The sequence below is a fragment of the Caulobacter sp. P4_E5 genome (genome assembly GCF_056401555.1).
This window is the reverse complement of sequence record NZ_JBFUJD010000003.1, coordinates 97699-115361: the sequence shown is the minus strand read 5'-3', so window position 1 is coordinate 115361 and position 17663 is coordinate 97699. Positions and strand designations below refer to the sequence as shown.

At 67.9% G+C, this 17663-nt stretch carries 14 protein-coding genes; 3 read left to right on the top strand and 11 right to left on the bottom strand.

Translation table 11 applies throughout. From position 1 onward, the window contains the following. Positions 1 to 9: 9 nt before the first annotated feature. The 3 genes from AC1DSO_RS01730 to AC1DSO_RS01720 are packed head-to-tail and all read right to left on the bottom strand — an operon-like array spanning position 10 to position 3395. A complete protein-coding gene (locus AC1DSO_RS01730) occupies positions 10 to 1017 on the bottom strand; it encodes an acyltransferase family protein (protein ID WP_477067183.1) in 1008 nt (335 codons plus the stop codon). 55 nt (positions 1018 to 1072) lie between these two features. Then, positions 1073 to 2146, bottom strand: a complete 1074-nt coding sequence (locus tag AC1DSO_RS01725) for a class I SAM-dependent methyltransferase (protein WP_477067182.1) — start codon at positions 2144 to 2146, stop codon at positions 1073 to 1075. 7 nt (positions 2147 to 2153) lie between these two features. Beyond that, on the bottom strand, positions 2154 to 3395 hold the full coding sequence (locus AC1DSO_RS01720) for a class I SAM-dependent RNA methyltransferase (protein ID WP_477067181.1): 1242 nt from the start codon (positions 3393 to 3395) through the stop codon (positions 2154 to 2156). A 184-nt stretch (positions 3396 to 3579) separates the two neighbouring features. Here AC1DSO_RS01720 and AC1DSO_RS01715 point away from each other — a divergent pair, with 184 nt between their 5' ends. Next, the gene (locus AC1DSO_RS01715) at positions 3580 to 4242 is read left to right on the top strand and encodes a hypothetical protein (RefSeq protein ID WP_477067180.1); all 663 of its coding nucleotides are present in this window, start codon (positions 3580 to 3582) and stop codon (positions 4240 to 4242) included. Positions 4243 to 4299: 57 nt separating this feature from the next. Here AC1DSO_RS01715 and AC1DSO_RS01710 read toward each other — a convergent pair whose 3' ends face one another. Then, the gene (locus tag AC1DSO_RS01710) at positions 4300 to 5031 is read right to left on the bottom strand and encodes a TlyA family RNA methyltransferase (protein ID WP_477067179.1); all 732 of its coding nucleotides are present in this window, start codon (positions 5029 to 5031) and stop codon (positions 4300 to 4302) included. 120 nt (positions 5032 to 5151) lie between these two features. Here AC1DSO_RS01710 and AC1DSO_RS01705 point away from each other — a divergent pair, with 120 nt between their 5' ends. Next, the gene (locus tag AC1DSO_RS01705) at positions 5152 to 6639 is read left to right on the top strand and encodes an amidase (protein ID WP_477067178.1); all 1488 of its coding nucleotides are present in this window, start codon (positions 5152 to 5154) and stop codon (positions 6637 to 6639) included. Between the two features lie 121 nt (positions 6640 to 6760). Here the strand turns inward: AC1DSO_RS01705 and AC1DSO_RS01700 are convergent, their stop codons facing one another. After that, complete coding sequence (locus AC1DSO_RS01700) at positions 6761 to 8512, bottom strand: class I adenylate-forming enzyme family protein (RefSeq protein ID WP_477067177.1); 1752 nt, start codon at positions 8510 to 8512, stop codon at positions 6761 to 6763. A gap of 249 nt (positions 8513 to 8761) precedes the next feature. Between AC1DSO_RS01700 and AC1DSO_RS01695 the strand changes: the two genes are divergently transcribed. Beyond that, entirely contained in the window at positions 8762 to 9997 is a 1236-nt protein-coding gene (locus AC1DSO_RS01695) for a serine hydrolase domain-containing protein (RefSeq protein ID WP_477067176.1), read from the top strand. A 755-nt stretch (positions 9998 to 10752) separates the two neighbouring features. Here AC1DSO_RS01695 and AC1DSO_RS01690 read toward each other — a convergent pair. The 6 genes from AC1DSO_RS01690 to phnC all read right to left on the bottom strand — a co-directional run bounded on the left by AC1DSO_RS01690 (position 10753) and on the right by phnC (position 17572). Continuing rightward, positions 10753 to 12063, bottom strand: coding sequence for a hemolysin family protein (locus tag AC1DSO_RS01690; RefSeq protein ID WP_477067175.1), 1311 nt, complete (start codon positions 12061 to 12063; stop codon positions 10753 to 10755). 136 nt (positions 12064 to 12199) lie between these two features. Further along, entirely contained in the window at positions 12200 to 13243 is a 1044-nt protein-coding gene (locus AC1DSO_RS01685; protein WP_477067174.1) for a substrate-binding domain-containing protein, read from the bottom strand. A gap of 73 nt (positions 13244 to 13316) precedes the next feature. Beyond that, on the bottom strand, positions 13317 to 14576 hold the full coding sequence (locus AC1DSO_RS01680; RefSeq protein WP_477067173.1) for an OprO/OprP family phosphate-selective porin: 1260 nt from the start codon (positions 14574 to 14576) through the stop codon (positions 13317 to 13319). 334 nt (positions 14577 to 14910) lie between these two features. Then, on the bottom strand, positions 14911 to 15741 hold the full coding sequence (gene phnE, locus AC1DSO_RS01675; protein ID WP_477067172.1) for a phosphonate ABC transporter, permease protein PhnE: 831 nt from the start codon (positions 15739 to 15741) through the stop codon (positions 14911 to 14913). Positions 15742 to 15749: 8 nt separating this feature from the next. Continuing rightward, positions 15750 to 16781, bottom strand: coding sequence for a phosphate/phosphite/phosphonate ABC transporter substrate-binding protein (phnD, locus tag AC1DSO_RS01670; RefSeq protein ID WP_477067171.1), 1032 nt, complete (start codon positions 16779 to 16781; stop codon positions 15750 to 15752). Continuing rightward, the gene (phnC, locus tag AC1DSO_RS01665; RefSeq protein WP_477067170.1) at positions 16778 to 17572 is read right to left on the bottom strand and encodes a phosphonate ABC transporter ATP-binding protein; all 795 of its coding nucleotides are present in this window, start codon (positions 17570 to 17572) and stop codon (positions 16778 to 16780) included. Before phnC ends, phnD begins: the two co-directional genes overlap by 4 nt. Positions 17573 to 17663 lie beyond the last annotated feature (91 nt).

The window sequence follows — 17663 nt, the reverse complement described above, 5'->3', positions numbered from 1 at the left end:
TTTTCCGGATCAGCGGACGAGCGCGCGAAGCCGGCGGCGGACCGGCTCGTCATAGAGCTTCAAGACGCCCCAAGCGCCCAGCACGATGACCACCATCGAGGTGAGGGCGAAGGTCCAGGGATAGCCCTGGCCGCCAAATGCCTTGTAGAGCCTCAGCATCAGCTCCCAGCCAACCCAGTGCAGGATGTACAGCGGATAGGAAATCGCTCCGCTGACTCGGCAGGCCTTCCCCAGGACGCCGTCGGGATCACGTCGGCCGGCCAGCACGATCAGCGGGAAGATCAGGCTGACGCAGGCGAAATCATAGAGCCAATTCAAGGGCGTCCACGGGAAACTCAACACTGCCGCCAACACGACGGCCAGCATCCAGACCGGGACCGTCGCGGTGATATAGGGCTGGATCCGGTAGCAGCCGAAGCCCAGCAGGAACGGCAGTGCCGTACGCAACAGGCCGATCCAGAAGGTGGCGCGGTCCCAGCCCGTCTGCACCCCGCCCATGCCGTGGCTGATGAAGGCCATGGCGCAGCCGAACGCCACGACCAGCAATACGTGGCCCATGACGTTGATCCGGCGCAGCGGGAACCACAGGGCGCTGGCGGCCAGTTCGAGGAACAGCGACCAACTGGGCGGGTTCAGGGGAAAGAGCGGCGAGAACATCGCCGCGTCCGGCCACACCCTGGGGATCATCAACAGGCCCAGGGCGATCCAGCCCGGCAGCCGCTCCCGATGCTCGATCGTCACGGCCGCGCCGGCCAACATGGTGATGGCGATCAGGGGCCAGAGGCGGATCAGGCGCGCGCGCATATAGCCCGGCCAGCCGATCTCGCGACGACCGTAGGCATGGGCCAGGACAAAACCCGACAGGCAGAAGAAGAAGTCGACGGCTAGATAGCCGTGCGCCGCCAGCCAAGGCCGGCCGGTCCAGCCCCCTATATGGTAGAGCATGACGGCGAGCGCCGCGACGCCGCGCAGGCCGTCCAGCGCCTCGTACCGTCGTCCCGCGTCCTGCTTCCGCAAGCTCGTTTCCCCCGCTCCCCGTCCTTGCTTGCCAAGGCGGAGCGGCCGACGCAACTCAGGTCTTCGGTTTCTCCAGCAGCAGCGCCTTGGTCAGGAAGGCCCGATCCTCGCCGATCAGCCGCAGGCCGGCCTCGGCGAACAAGGCCGGCAGGTCGGTGTCGGCATAGGTTCCGTAGTACGGCTCATGGAAATAGACCGGGAAAGCCTCCAGCAGCCGGGCCAAGTCGGGCGTGTCGACTGGCTGGATCGAGTCGACGAAGACCAGCACGCCGCCGGGCTTCAACACCCGCGCCAGGCTGGCCGCGACGACGGGGCGCACGCGCGGCGGCAGCTCGTGGAAGAGATAGACGCAAGTCACCGCATCCAAAGAAGAATCCGCGAACGGCAGCGCTTCTGCATTGGCCTGGATGCCGCCGACGCCGGCGCGCCTGAGGGCCTCCGCCAGATAAGCCTCGGAGAGGTCTAGGCCCGCGATGGCGGCGCGGGGAAAGGCCGTCTTCAAGTCCTTGAGGAACGCGCCCGAGCCGCAGGCCGCGTCGAGGATCTTCGCGTCGCGGTGATCACGGCCGCGCCAGTGCCGGGCCAGCAATGACAGCCCCCGCCGCCGCATGGCCCCGGCCGTGCCGGAGAACAGCGCCTCGACCTGGGCGTCGTAGCGCCGGGCGCTCTCGGCCGTGAACCAGCCGCCCGATTGATAGTGGAAGTTCTGGCGATAATAGGTTGGGTAAGCTTGACTATTGACCTCGTCACGCACCTCGACACCGTCACCGCGTCGGCGGCGTCGGTCGACCTCGAAGGCGTCGGCGATGAAGTCGGCGGCCTCGCGCAGGGCGACCGAGGGGCGGACCGGCCCGTCATCGGCGGCGGGATAGAGGCCGGCGGCGACGTCGCGGGCGTCCTTCTCGAAGGCCTCGAGATAGGCTTGGCGCAGGCTGGCCTTGACGGTCGGTCCAGCCTTGGGCGCGAAACGCCGGGTCTGCTCGCCCTTCGTCGGCTGGGTCAGGGACCGGGCGAGGCTTCCGGTGGCCGTCCACCAGGCCGCCTTGACCGCGGCCCTGGCGCGCTGGCTTGCGGCGTCGACCGCGAAGGCCCCTCGCACGCGACGCTCGTCCACCTTGAGCTCATCCATGCTGGCCTCAGCGCGAGAACACTCCGACCAGTTCAATATGGGGCGACCAGACGAACTGGTCCACCGGTAGAACCTTTTCCAGGCGGAAGCCGGCGTCGACCAGGACACGGGCGTCCTTGGCGAAGGTCGCCGGATTACACGACACGCTGATCACCTTGGCGACCTTCGAACGGGCCACCTCCACGGTCTGTTCGGCCGCCCCGGCGCGCGGCGGGTCGATGACCACGACATCGGTCTTGGCCAGCTCCGTCGTCAGCACTGGACGGCGGACCAGGTCACGGGCCTCGGCGGTGATCGGCTTGAGGCCCGATATCGAACCGAGGGCAACCTTCAAGGCGGCCACCGCCGGCGCGGCGCTGTCGGCGGCGTAAACGGCGCCAATCTCGGCCAGGCGGAAGGTGAAGGTGCCAACGCCGCAATAGAGGTCGGCGATGCGGCCGGCCCCTTGGGCTTCCGCGACCGCGAAATCGACCATGGCCCGCTCGGCGGCCGGCACGGCTTGCAGGAAGCTCCCGGCCGGCAGGGCGACCACAGCGGGTCCCAGTTTCACCCGCGGCTGGCGAGCGCCGTAGACGGTCTCGCCCGCCAGGGTCACCCGCGCGAAGTCACCCTCGCCCGCCGCCATGGCCGCGCGCATTCGGGCGTCGGCGGACAAGCCGCCGCTCTTGCGCTCGACGCCGGTGACATCGATGTCCAGGCCCGTGGCCGTCAAAGTGACGTGCAGGGTCGGGGCCGACTTCGGATGTTCCAGGAACGGCTCGGCCAGGCGCGACAGCGCCGGCAGGGCCGCGACGATGCGCGGATCGGTGACCGGGCATTCCTCGATCGGCACCAGGTTCCAGGAGCGGCGCTCCTTGAAGCCCAACGCGGCCCCGCCCTTCACCTTGCGGGCATGCAGGGCCACTCGGCGGCGCGAGGCTGGCGGGGCGGCGAAGGTCGGCAGGATCTCGGTTTCCAGGCCTTCCATCGACAGCTGAATGCGAACCTGCTCGGCCTTCCAGGCGCGATAGGGCTCGGCAGCCCAGTGCTGCAAGGCGCAGCCGCCGCAGGCGCCGAAGTGCCGGCAGGGCGGCGTGACGCGGTCGGCGCTGGCTTTGAGGATCTCGGAGATCTCGCCGCGTGCGCCGTCCATCTGCGCGAGGATGGTCTCGCCAGGCAGGCTCAGGGGCACGAAGGCCGGCTTGCCGTCGCCGGTGCGCGCGAGACCGTCGCCCTGGGCGCCGACGGCGTTGATCATCATTTCTTGCATTTGCCGTCCATACCCCAAAAACGGGGCTTGAGCGCGGGCCGTGAATGATTTTCCGTGCGGGTGAACAAAGCTGAATAGTCCGGTCAGGCGCCGTTCATGTTCGCCGCGCCATTCCTATATCAACGGACGGACTTGGGCGGTCGGCGCGGACGCGGCGGACGCCCACAAAAAGACAAGCTCTCTCATGACCATCTCTCTCAAGACCGCGACCGCCTCAACGAGCAGGACTCCGATGATCAAGACCGTTCTGGGCGTTACCGCCGCCCTCGTCTGCGGCGTGCTGACGCCGACCCTGGCCTCGGCCCAGGCCTATGGCTCGTCGAGCTATGGCAGCGGCGCCTACGACAACCGGGGTTACTACTACGACCCGTGTCAGCGCTCGACGACCAACCGCACCACGGGCGGCGGTCTGGCCGGCGCTGGTATCGGCATGGCGCTGGGCAGCGGCATCGCCGCGCGCGGCCACCGCACCGACGGCGCGGTCCTGGGCGGCGTGCTTGGCGCGGTGGTCGGGTCCATGGCCGGCAAGAGCTCGGCCGCCTGCCGTCCTGGCCAGGCTCCGCCGCCGCCTCCCCCGCCGCCGGCCGCCTACAATGGCTCCTACGAGGATCCGGCCTATCGTTCGGGATCGTACGAGGACGCTCGCCGTGACGCCGACCGCGACAGCTACTACGAGCGCAGCTACGAGCGCCGCGAAGGCTATCGCGTCAGCGACCGCAGTGGTCAGGCCGACGTCAACGGCTGCACCCTGGCCGAAAGCCCGATCTACCTGCCGGACGGCCGCACCCAGAAGCGCTTCGTGCGCGTTTGCCCGGACGCCAACGGCAAGTACCAGGTCGTCGACTAAGTCCGACCGACGTCTTGTGGAAGACCATCGGCCGCCCTCCGGGGCGGCCGATTTCGTTTAGCGCTTGGTCGCCCAGACCAAACGCTCGACCTGGCCCTCGCCGCCCGTGATCGGGCTTTCGGCCAAGCCCTTCACCGACCAGCCGGACGCTTCCAGGAAGTCGACGACCTCGCGCTCGACACGGGCGATGGTCTCGGGATCCTTGACGAGGCCGCCCTTGCCGACATTGCCCCGGCCCGCCTCGAACTGCGGCTTGATCAGCGCCACCAGATCCGCGCCGGCTTGCGCCAAACCCAGCGCGGCCGGCAAGGCCTTGATCATCGAGATGAAGCTGACGTCGCTGACCACCAAGGCCGGCGGCGTCGAGATCAAGCTTGCATCCAGCGCCCGGGCGTCGACGCCCGACAGCTCGACAACGCGCGGGTCGCCCCTGAGCTTGGCATGCAGCTGCTCACGCCCGACATCGACCGCGAACACCTGGATCGCGCCCCGCGAGAGCATCACCTCGGTGAACCCGCCGGTCGAGGCGCCAACGTCGATGGCGACGCGCCCCTCCACGGTGATCGGCCAGAGATCCAGCGCATGGACCAGCTTCAGCGCCCCGCGTCCCACCCAGGGATGGGCGGCCTCGGCGACGATCTCGACGTCCTTCTCGACCGTTTCGGCCGGCTTGAGGATCACCTTGCCTGCGACCGACACCAGCCCCGCCTCCACGGCCGCGCGCGCCTTGGACCGGCTATCGAAGACGCCTCGCTCGACGAGCAACTGATCGATGCGCTTGCGGGCCATGCGGCCTCCTGAAAACTCTGGGTTCGCCGTTTAGCACGGGCTTGCGGCCAAGGTCTCTTCGGGATCAACTGAACAGTGATCACCGGCGCATCAGACGCCGGTCCGTCGGGAGGGAACTCAATGCGTTTTAGCCGCCGCGGCCTGATGGCCGCCACCGCCGCGATCGCGGCCGCGCCTTCGGCCTTCGCCAAACCCGGGACGTCTTCCGCGCCAGCGCCGTGGACGCCCGACGCCACAGAGATCGCCGGCCGCATCCGCCGCAAGGAGATCAGCGCCGCCGAGGCGGTCGAGGACGCCATCCGCAAGGCCGAGGCGCTGCAGCCCCAGGTCCAGGCCCTGGTCGATTCCGATTTCGACCGCGCGCTGGCCAAGGCCAAGAGCGGCCAAGTCTCCGGTCCGTTCGCAGGCGTACCGTTCCTGGTCAAGGACCTGGACCCCTACAAGGGCGTGCCCACCCGCTACGGCACGCGCGCCAGCCTGGGGGCCGGACCCGAGAAGGAACAGACCGCCTATATCGACGCCTTCGACGCGGCGGGCTTCGTGACGATCGGCAAGTCGGCGACGCCGGAATACGGCTTCCTGCCCACGACCGAGCCGACGGGCTTTTTGCCCACACGCAATCCGTGGAACATCAAGCACTCGTCGGGCGGTTCGTCCGGCGGGGCGGCGGCGGCCGTCGCCTCCGGCATCGTGCCGATCGCCCACGCCAGCGACGGCGGCGGCTCGATCCGCATCCCGTCGTCGAACTGCGGCCTGTTCGGCCTGAAGCCCTCGCGCGGGCGGATGATCGAGAACCGGCCCAGCAGCCGAGGCATCGACCTGTCGGTCTCGCACTGCGTGGCCCACAGCGTCCGCGACTCGGCCGCGCTGTTCGCCGCCACCGAGCGCACCGATGCCGGCGCGCCCTTCAAGCCGATCGGGGTGGTCACCGCTCCTCTGAAGCGAAAGCTGAAGATCGGCCTGGTCATGAACACCGGCACCGGCCTGACGCCCCATCCGGAGGTGCAGGCCGCCGTCAACAATGCCGCCAAGCTGCTGAAGGACCTCGGCCACAAGGTCGAGCCCACCGCCTGGCCGATGGACGGCGCCCAGTTCGGTCAGGACTTCACCGTGCTGTGGGCCAGCGGCGCGGCCGAGCTGGTCGCTGGGATCGGCAAGGCCATGGGCCGCAAGCCCGATACGAGCGTGCTGGAGCCGTTCAGCCTCGGCATGGCCGAGCTGGTCGGCAAGCTGCCGCAAGGCGCCCTGCCCGCCGCCCTGCAGCGCCTGAACGCCACCATCGGGACCTATGACGCCTGGCTCTCCAAGTACGACGTCATCCTCTCGCCGGTGCTGGGCATGCCGCCGGTCGAGCTGGGCTATGTCGCCGGCTGGGTCCCGTTCGAGGAGCTGCAAGCCCGCCTGATGGCCTATGTCGGCTACACCCCGGTGCAGAACGTCGCCGGCGCGCCGGCCATGAGCGTGCCGCTGCACTGGACGGCGGACGGCCTGCCGGTCGGCGTCCAGATCGCCGGCCGCTCAGGTGGCGAAGCCACGCTGCTGGCTCTGGCCTATCAGCTTGAGGACGCCCAGCCGTGGGCGCACAGGAAGCCGCCGGTCAGCGCGTAATCGCCAACATTGTCATCCCGGGCGTAGCGCAGCGAAGACCCGGGACCGCAACAAACTCAGAGCTTCCGGCGGTCCCGGCTCGGCGCGCTTCGCGCTTGGCCGGGATGACAGCTTTTACGGCCTAACCCTCGACGAACACCTTCTTGAGCTCGTTCTTCATGATCTTGCCGTTGGCGTTGCGCGGCAGGGTCTCGTGCCAGAACACCACCTTCACCGGCACCTTGAAGGCCGCCAAACGGTCGGCGACGAAGGCGCGCAGTTCGGCCTCGGTGGCTTCGGCGCCCGGCTTCAAGGTCACCACCGCCGCCGGCTCCTCGCCCAGGGTCTTGTGATCGATGCCGACCAGGGCCGCGTCCATCACCGCCGGATGGTCGTACAGGCAGTTCTCGACCTCGATGCAGTAGATGTTCTCGCCGCCGCGGATCAGCATGTCCTTGGCGCGGTCGATGATGAAACAGAAGCCCTCGGCGTCGAGGCGCGCCAGGTCGCCCGTGCGCACCCAGCCGTCGATGAAGGTCTGGGCCGTGGCCTCGGGCTTGTTCCAGTAGCCGCGCACCACCTGCGGGCCCTTGCACCACAGCTCGCCGACCTCACCGATCGGCAGCTCGCGATACGGCGCCTCGACGGTCATAATCTTGAGGTCCGTGACCGGCACGGCAGGACCGCAGCTGTCGGGACGGTTCTCGTAGTCCTCGGCCGAGTTGGAGGTGGCCGTGGCCGAGGTCTCGGTCATGCCCCAGCCGTTGCCCGGTGAAGCCTTGGGCCAGATCTCCTTGATCTTGCGCACCAGCTCCGGCGCCGACGGCGCGCCGCCATAGGCCACGGCCTCGATCGACGACAGGTCGTACTTCTCGCGATTGGGATGCTCGATGATCTGCCAGGCGATGGTCGGCACCCCGCCCATCTGGGTCAGGCGCTCATCCTGGATCAACTGCATGGCCTTGTCGGGATCCCACTTGCGGATCATCGCCAGCTTGGCCCCGGCGAACAGCGATGGGTTCAGCACCGCGAAGCAGCCCGTGGCGTGGAAGAAGGGCACCGAGATCAGCGAGCCCTTCTGCGGCAGGCTGGGGTCGGGCTGGGGCGGCGCCTCGCCGCGGCGCAGGAAGCTGCGCGCTCCCGCGGCGGCGGCGGCGAAGATGTTGCTGTTGACGTTGCGGTGCGTGCCGATCGCGCCCTTGGGCTTSCCSGTGGTGCCCGAGGTGTAGAWGATCGTCGCGTCGTCGTCCGGGCCGATCGGCACGGTCGGCATCGGCTTCTCGTCCAGCTTGATCCAGTCGTTCGGGCAGCCGATCACGCCCTCCAGCCGCTTCACGTACGGGTGGGCGATCTCCTCCTTGGCGCGGCTGACATAGACCCGTTCCAGCGCCGGGCAATTGTCGAAATGCTCGGCCAGACGCTCGAAGCGTTCGACGTCGACAATGGCCAGCCGCGCCTCGGAATCGACCAGGCCGTATTCCAGCTCCGCGCCTGTCCACCAGGCGTTCAGCGGCGTGACGATCGCGCCCAGCGACAGGGCCGCGTAGAAGGCCACCGGCCATTCGGGCAGGTTGCGCATGACGATCGCTACGCGATCACCTTTTTGGAGGCCGAAGGCCTCCAGCTCGGCGGCCATGACGGTCACGGCGCGATAGAAGGCCTCGAAGCTGACGCGCTCGTCCTCGTGGACCAGGAAGATCTTCTCGCCATGGGCGCGGCCGACCAGAACGGTGTCGCGCAGGGTCGGCGGAGCGTTCTTCCAGGTCCGAGTCTTCACGCCCCGGATCTCGACCTCTTCCATCTCGCCGGGCGTGCCGGGCGCGGTGATCAGCGCATAGGCTTGCTGCACGGACATCGCCGGCCACGGCGCGGGCTTGGAGGCGGCCTGGGTCATGTTTTTACTCTCCCGGTATGGTGTCGCGCCTTGTTGAGCGAGCGCGTTCGTTGAAGACAGAGCACAGCCCGAAGCTGGATGCAAACGTACGTTTGATCCAAAGAGAACATTGATAACCTAGGCGCCCACGCGGGCGGTTCACCCCAGGTCATCACACCCCGGACTAGGCAAGGCCTTGCGCTCCCGCTTGGCGACCTCACATGCCCTGACAAGGCGTAGAGTCGCCGCGATTCGAGGGAAGAGGTTCCGATGCGTGTCCTGCTCACTGGCTTGGCGGCCGCCGCCAGCCTGGCCTTGGCCGTCCCGAGCGCGACCGCCGCCGCGCCGCGCCTCCCCGTCGCCGCCCAGGCGCCTGACGCGGCCCTGAAGGCGCGGATCGACGGTGTGCTCGACCGCGCCATCGCTGAGCAGCGCCTCGTCGGCGTCGTCGTGTTGGTCGCCCGGGACGGCAAGCTGGTCTATCACCGCGCCGCCGGCCTGGCCGATCGCGAGGCCAATCGGCCGATGACCGAGGACGCCGTCTTCCGCTTCTCGTCCGTGACCAAGCCGTTCGTCAGCGTCGCCCTGATGCGCCTGGTCGAACAGGGCAAGATCAAGCTCGACGCGCCGGTGACCACCTATCTGCCGGATTTCAAGCCGAAGCTGGCCGACGGGACCACGCCGGTCATCACCATCGGCCAGCTCCTGGACCACACCGCCGGCCTGACCTACGGCCTCGCGGAAGGCCCTTCGCACCCGTACCACACGCTGGGCGTCTCGGACGGCATCGACCTGTCCGGCCTTAGCCTCGACGAGAACGTCCGTCGCATCGGTCAAGCGCCCCTGGCCTTCACGCCGGGCTCGGCTTGGCGCTACTCCGTCGCCATCGACGTGCTGGGCGACGTGATCGAGAAGGCGGCCGGCAAGCCCTTGCCCGAGGTCGTCGCCGAGACCGTGACCCTGCCGCTGGGCCTGAAGGACACCGGCTTCCTGGCCAAGGCCCCTGCCCGCCTGGCCACGCCCTACGCCAACGCCCAACCCGCGCCAGTCAAGATCACCGACAATCAGGACGTCCCGCTCGGCCCGACCGCCGTCCGCTTCGCCCCCAGCCGCGCGACGCATCCGGAAGAGTTTCCGTCGGGCGGGGCCGGCATGGTCGGCACGGCCGGCGACGTGCTGACCTTCCTGGAGACGATCCGCAAGGGCGGCGCGCCGATCCTGAAAGCCTCGACCGTCGCGGAGATGATGAAGGACCACACCGGCCCACAGGCGGCCACCCAGGGACCGGGCTGGGGCTTCGGCTATGGCTGGGCGGTGCTGGACGATCCGGCGGTCGCCAAGACCCCGCAGGCGGCCGGCACGCTCGCCTGGGGCGGCGTCTACGGCCACAACTGGTTCGTCGACAAGAAGAACGGCCTGACCGTGGTGCTGATGTCCAACACCGCCTTCGAGGGCATGAACGGCCAGGTGACGCGCGAACTGCGGGACGCGGTGTACGGGCGATAGCGCCATGGCATGCGTCCTCGGCTTCACGCGGCTTCAAAGCGGGGCCCTGGCCCCCTCCGCGCCTGCGGCGCTCCTCCCCCGAAGGGGGAAGAAGGAAACGCGATTCTTCCGCCCCCTCCGGGGGCGGACGGCCGCGAAGCGGCCAGGTGGGGGCAAGTGACGTCGGCTTCACGCGGCGATCCGCTGAAGTGTGCTGGGGAGGCGACGGAGCGGCCGGGCGAACCCGGAGACCGTGATGGTTTGTATGTTTCGGCTCGCTTACCGCTCCGCCAGGCTGTTCTCTGCCGTGAGGACGGCGGGCGTGAGCGTTGTCTGCTCGGGCCTCCGTTACCCCCGGACGGGCGTGGACCAACTGGATCGGCTACTCCGTCTCCAGCTCGGCGATCCACGATAGGCGGTTTTGGATCGATCACCGCCCTGTCGCTCCGCTGACGATTTGATCCCGGACGACCTCGCCACTCGCACGCGCTCCTAAAGAGTAAGCCGCGCGACCTGACGCCACCGTCGGGAACCGCCAGCGGCCCCGCTCAACCTATCCCCATCGCCGCTTCGGGCCGGATCCAAGCGCCCTCCCCTTGCGACGGGGACAGGATTGATTGTGCGGCGGGTTTGAACGCGGATCATTCAGACGCGCGTAAAAGTGAGAAGCGGTTGATTTCGTTGGCTTCGGTTTCGCGAACGCCGGGGACACAGCGCCGCCAATCCCCGTACTATCTGCCGAATCCCTCTCTCTGAGAGAGGGATTGTGGCGCGCCCTACCCCTCGGCCTCGCCCTTCTTCCGCTTGCCGGACTTGACGATCACCTTGTCGATCCGCGAGCCGTCCATGTCGACGATCTCCAGGTCGAACGCGCCGATCTCGACGTGTTCGCCCTCGACGGGGATGCGGCCCAGGCGGTCGAGGATCAGGCCGGCGACGGTGTGATAGCCGCCGTCGGCCACGAAGTTCTCGCCGAGGTGATCGTTCAGTTCCTGGATGTCGAGGCGGGCGTCGATCAGCCAGCTGCCGTCGTCGCGGCGCAGGATGCGCTTTTCGTCGTCGTCGTGGTCCTCGGGGAAATCGCCGGCGATCATCTCCAGCAGGTCCAGCGGCGTGATCGCGCCCTGCAGCGAGCCGAACTCATCGACGACCAGGGCCATGTGCAGGCTGGTCAGCTTGAAGACCCCCAGGGCCTTCAGCAGCGACATCGTCTCCGGGATGGCGACCGGCTGCTGGACGTGGGCCTTGAGGTCGAAGGGCTCGCTGCTCAGGCAGGCGTCCAGCAGATCCTTCTTCAGGACGACGCCGATGTCGCCGTCGAGGTCGTCCTCGGTGGCCACCAGGATGCGCGAGTGGGCGCTGGCGCGGATCTCACTGAGCACCGTCTCGGGCGAGTCGGCCAACGAGACCCAGAACAGGTCGCGGCGCGGGGTCATGGCCACGCGGACGGGACGATCGCCCAGGCGTAGCACCTCGTTGATCATCGCCCGCTCCTCGGGCTCGATCAGGCCGGCGTCGGCGCCCTCGGCCAGGACCGCCTCCATCTCTTCGGTGGTCACGCCGTTGTTGCGCTCGTCGCGCACGCCCATCAGCTTCAACACGAAGGCGGTCGAGACGGTCAGCAGGGTCACGAACGGGCGCAGCACCATGGCGACCACGGCCAGGAACGGCGACATGCGGCGGGCGATGACGTCCGGGAAGATCAGGGCCAGGCGCTTGGGCACCAGCTCGCCCAGGATCACCGAGACATAGGTCAGGCCGATGACCACGATCGTCGTGGCGATGCCTTCCGAATATTTGGCGATCGGCGGGAAGCGTTCCAGCCACTTGTCCAGGGCGCCGGCGATGGTCGCCTGGCCATAGGCGCCGGCGAAGATGCCGATCAGGGTGATGCCGACCTGGACGGCCGACAGGAACCGTGTCGGGTGCTCGGCCATCTCCAGGGCCAGCCGGGCGCCGCGGTCGCCGCGGTCGGCGAAGCCTTGCAGGCGCGCCTTGCGGGCCGATACGACGGCCAGTTCGGACATGGAGAAGACCCCGTTCAGCAGAACGAGGAGGAAGACGACGGCGAGCGCGACGAGGATCATGGCCCTTGGGGGTCGGGGACGCGTCGCCGGACGGCGCCGCGGCGCGGGCGTGGGGGAGGCCCGGCCGAGCCACTATACAAAGAAAAACGCCGCGGCCCATAGGACCGCGGCGCTGATCTTAGGCTGTGGTCGCTGATTAGGCGGCCGGACGGCTCATGGTGGCCTTGCTGTTCACGACGCCCTTCTGGGCGTCATGCTGGCCGGGGGGCAGCGGGATCAGGCCGCGGCCCTGCAGGTAGCCGCCACGGCCGGTCGCGGCGTCCGAGGTGAACTCCTTCAGGAACTCTTCCAGGCCCGGCGTGACGCCGATATTGGCCTTCTTGACGTAGATGTAGAGCGAACGCGACAGCGGGTACGAGCCGTCCGAGATCGTCTGCGGCGACGGGCGCACGCCGTTGACGCTGGCGCCCTTCACCTTGTCCATGTTCTCTTCCAGGAACGACCAGCCGAAGACGCCCAGCGCACCAGGGGTCTTGGTCAGGGTGCCGACGATGGCGTTGTCGTTCTCACCAGCGTCGATCCAGCCGTCGCCGCGCAGCGGGTCGACCAGGCCCTTGAACTTCTTCTCGTTGTCCGAGCGGATGGCGTCCAGGGTCGGGAACTTGCGGGCGCCGGCCTCGATGGCCAGTTCGACGAAGGCGTCGCGGGTGCCCGACGTGGGCGGCGGGCCATAGACCTGGATGCGGTTGCCCGGCAGGCCGCCGGCCACGTCGTCCCAGTTCTTGTTCGGGTTGGCGATGAATTGGCCGCCCTTCAGGACCGTCTTCGAGAGACCCATGTAGAGGTTCTCGGTCTTGAAGTTGTAGTCGGCGCCGTCCTTGTCGGTGGCGACGACGATGCCGTCGAAGCCGATCTTGATCTGGATGATGTCCTTGATGCCCTTCGACGCGCAGGCGTCGAACTCGGCCTTCTTCATCGGACGCGAGGCGTTGGCGATGTCGGGGAAGCCTTCGCCGTTACCCGAGCAGAACAGCTTGATGCCGCCGCCGGTGCCGAGGCTTTCGACCTTCGGGGCCTTCTTGCCGGACTTCTTGGCGAAGTTTTCGGCGACGCGGGTCGAGAACGGGAACACGGTCGAGGAGCCGGCGGCCCAGACATAGTCGCGGGCGGCGTAGGCGGGGGCGGCGGCCAGGCCCGACAGGGCGACGGCGGCGGCCGCGCAGGACAGAAGCTTCTTCATGGCGAACTCCGGAGGAGACGGATGTTGGGGAGCGGGCGGACCGGAAGCGGCCCGCCCGGGAACGCGGCGTGACTTAGAAGTCGAGCTGAGCGCGCAGCTGGAACTGCTTGACGTCGTAGTCCTGGTTCAGGCCGACGTTGTCGGACTTGCCGTCCGTGTAGTTGGCCTGGAAGCGGACATACGAGGTCGGGTAGTAGTTCACGCCCAGGGTCCAGCCCGTGTACTTGCCGGCCTGCGAGGTAGCCGGTTTGACCTTCAGGGTGTCGTAGGCGTCGCCCAGGTCGGCGTAGTCGTAGCGTACGGCCAGCTCCAGGCCGCCCATGCCGCCGGCCGTGACCGGGTTCAGGATCTTCGGACGCTTCACTTCGCCGGCGACCGGGTCGTAGTTGCGCATCTCGCCGGTCGGCCAGAAGCTGACGAAGGCGTAGCCGACCTTGACCTTCGGGTCGCCGCCGACCGCCGCGCCGCCCAGGCGGGTGATGTCGATGTTCGAGTACTCGCCTTGGACCGAGAACGGGCCGTGGATGTACATGCCTTCGGCGGCCAGGGTCTTGTCGCGGTTGCCGATGCCGCCGGTGGTGTAGAAGGTCGTGCCGTTGGTGTAGGCGGTGTTGGTGCGGCCGCTATAGGCGAAGGCGCCTTCGTCGCCGCGGTTGCGGTAGCGGTACGACAGGGCGACGTGCAGCTTGTCGGTGTCGGTGTTGACCGGAGCCCAGTGGCCGCGGGCGGTGACGCCGAAGCGTTCCTTGGAGTCGGCGCCGGCGTTGGCGACGTCGGCGGTGTTGATGCTGTTGCCCTGCACGGCCAGCGTCGCCGAGTAGTTGAAGCCCTGGTACTTGGCCACGGCGCTGAGCAGGTAGCTGTCGACGCCGAAGTCACCGTACGGACCGCGGTCCATGAAGGTGACGAAGCGGGTCGAGGTCAGGTTTTCCAGGCCGGCGGCCTTGATGTTGCCGACCAGCAGCGAGACCTGTTCGTTCGGCTTGTACTCGATGACCACGTCGTCCCACGAGGCCGCGCCGCCGTTCACCCAGCCGCCTTCGGCCTTGTAGGCGAAGTAGTTGTTTAGCTTGCCCTCGACGCCCAGGAACACCTGGCGGCCGCGCCAGTTGCTGGTCTTGAAGTCGCCGCCGGGACCGGCGCGCTCGACGTCCTGGTTGACGTAGTCCACCAGGATCCGGCCCCGGAACTTGAACATCACGTCGTCATTCGAGAACTGCGGAGCGCCGCTCCACTTGTAGCTCATGTCCTGGGCTTGGGCGGCGACGCCCAGGCCGAGCGCGAGCGCGACGCCCAGCGCCGAACCGGCCACTAGCGAGGTCTTGGTGCTCATTTCAGATATCCCCTTGAAAGGCGCCCCCTGTCCTCTCGCCCATCGTGAGCGGGATCAGGTTGATGGCGGGCTTAACGGGGGGGCGTGACGGTTCCGCCACCGATTTGTGACAGCCCGACGACAAGCGTTTTCAAGGTGTTAAGCTGTGTCGTTCCGGCAACAAGGCGACGCCGGGGCAGATCGCGAAATATCCGTTCACCGACGGTGCGTGCATAGAAAATGTCATCCCGGACAAGCGCGTAGCGCGCCGATCCGGGACCGCCGGAAACGCTGAGCCTGTTGCGGTCCCGGCTCTTCGCTTCGCTACGGCTGGGATGACAGTTCTAAATTGACGTTACAGCAGGCGGGTGCGGATGATCTGCGACAGCAGGTCGATCAGCGACACGGCGACCACGATGACCAGCACGATGCAGCCGGTCTGGTCGTATTGGAACGCGTTGACGGAATCGAGCAGCACCTGGCCGACCCCGCCGGCCCCGATCAGCCCCAGCACGGTGGCCGAGCGGCTCGACGATTCGAAGCGGTAGAGGGCGTAGCTGGTCCACAGCGGCGCGACCTGCGGGATCACGCCCCAGACCACTTCCTGCAGCTTGCCCGCGCCGGTGGCGCGCACGCCCTCGACGGGGCCCTTGTCGATCGACTCGACCGCCTCGGCGAACAGCTTGGCCAGCACGCCGCCGGTGTTGAACATCAGGGCCATGACGCCGGCGAACGGGCCCAGGCCCACGGCGGTGATGAAGATCAGCGCCACGACCAGGTCGGGGATCGAGCGGATCAGGTCCAGCACGCGGCGCACCGGCTGCTGGATCCAGAATGGCGTGATGTTGCGCGCGCCCAGCAGGCCCAGCGGGATGGCGACGATGATGGCCAGGGCCGTGCCCCACAGCGCCATCTGGATCGTCTGCCACATCTTGCCGACATACAGCGCCCAGTCGGCGGCCATGAACGCCTTGGGATCGGTGAACGGCGAGAAGAAGCCGCGCGCGAACTCCCGCATCCGTCCCGCCTCGGTGAACAGCTGCGGGAACTTGTCGATCTCGGCCGGCTTGAAGCTGACGATCAGCAGCATGGCCACGCCGCCCCAGATCAGGGCGTCGAAGGCCAGCGCCGTGGTCGAGCGCTTGGGGGGCGCCAGCGAGGGCGCGGCCGGAAGGGTCTCGCTCATGAAACGGCTCAGTTGGCGGCGGGAACGGCGGGCGCGACGAGGCCGGCCTTGCCCTCGGCGGCCAGGCGCTCGGTTTTGATCCCGTCGAGAGCCTTCTGGGCCGCGGCGATCTTGGCCTGGTCGCCGGTCTCGCGGGCCAGGCCCAGAGTCTCCAGCGCTTCCATCTCGCGCACCACCAGCAGGTGGCTGTCGTCGGCCGGCTTGAAGCCGCCCATCGACAGCTTGGCCAGGTTGGCGCGCTGGGTGGCCGCCTCGGGCGTGTCGCCCTGGCCGTAGGTCAGGAAGAACTGGCGCAGCTTTTCCTTGATGGCCGGGTCGAGGTCCTTGCGCCAGACGATCGGGTCTTCCGGCAGGGTCGGCGATTCCCAGATCACCTTGACCCTGCCGGTCTTGTTGTCCGAGCGCGCCGCGTTCAGGCGCAGGGCCGTGGTGTTATTGGTCGAGGCGTCCAGCTTGTGGTTGGCCACCGCCGCCAGGTTGGCGTCATGGCTGGCGCTAAGCACGGTCTTGAAGCAGTTCTCGGGCTTCTTGCCGGCCGGGATGAAGACATAGGTCATCGGAGCCAGGGTGCCCGAGGTCGACTTCTTGTCGCCGATGCCGAAGTTCAGGGTCTTGTCGCACTTCAGCAGGCCTTCCAGGGTCAGCTTGCTGTCGGCCGGGACGATGATCACCGACTTGTAGCCGTCGGTGCCGGACGGGTCGAACGTGCGGGCGAACACCTCGCCGCCCGAGCGGCGCACGGCCTCCAGGCCCGACTGGTTCGAGAACCAGCCCAGGTCGGTCTGCTTGGCCCCCATGGCCACGATCAGCGACGAGTAGTTGGACGAGAAGAACGGCTTCACCTTGAGGCCGGTCTGCTTCTCCATGTCGGCCAGGATGGGCTTCCAGTAGCCCTCCATGTTCTGGGCCGACTCGGTCGACAGGATCGAGAACACCACCGTGTCCTTGGCGGCCGGCGTCGAGGGCGCCTTGCCACACGAGGCCAGGGCCAGCGCCGACAAGCCGGCGGCGATGACGAGAGCCGAACGACGGCTGATCATTGGGGAGCTCCTTCCCAGAATACGTCCTCGAATTCCGGGCCGTAGATATCGATGAGTTGTTCGCGCTTCAGGGCCGAGGCCGGGCCGTCATAGACCTTCTGGCCGGCCTTCAGGGCCACGACCCGGTCGCAATAGCGCAGGGCGTAGTCCACCTGGTGCAGGGTGACGACGACCGTAAGACCGTCTGTCTTGTTGAGGTCGCGGAGGATCTCCATGACCTTGCGCGCCGAGACGGGATCGAGCGAGGCGACCGGCTCGTCGGCGAGAATGATCTTGGCCTTCTGGACCAGGGCCCGGGCGATCGCGCCGCGCTGCTGCTGGCCGCCCGACAGGGTGTTGGCGCGCTGGGCGGCGTAGTCGGCCACGCCGACGCGGGCCAGGGCCGCCATGGCCGCCTCGCGCGTCTCCTTCGGCCAGACCCCGAACAGGCCCCGCGCAAACGGGATCCGGCCCAGTGAGCCGAGCGCGACATTGCTGAACAGCGACAGCCGGCCGACCAGGTTGAACTGCTGAGCGATGAAGCCGATGCGGATGCGCGCCTTGCGGACCTGGTCGGAGACCTTGCCCTTGGCCTGCACCGGGCCGCCGAAAGCGGTGATCACACCACTTCCCTCGTCGATGGTCTGCAGGCCGTCGATCGAGCGCAGAAGCGTGGATTTCCCAGAGCCGGACGGCCCAATGAGCGCGATCATCTCGCCTCGCGCGACGTCGAGGGAGACGGTGTCCAGCGCGCGGCGCGACCCGAAGGTCTTCGAGGCGGCGCGGATCGAGAGAACAGGGTCCGACGTCATGGTCGGGGCGAATCCTTAACGTGGTTTCATAGCTTGGGAAGTGCGTTCACCGGTTTGGTGGAGGTACGCAATGGATTTGTGACAGCGGGTA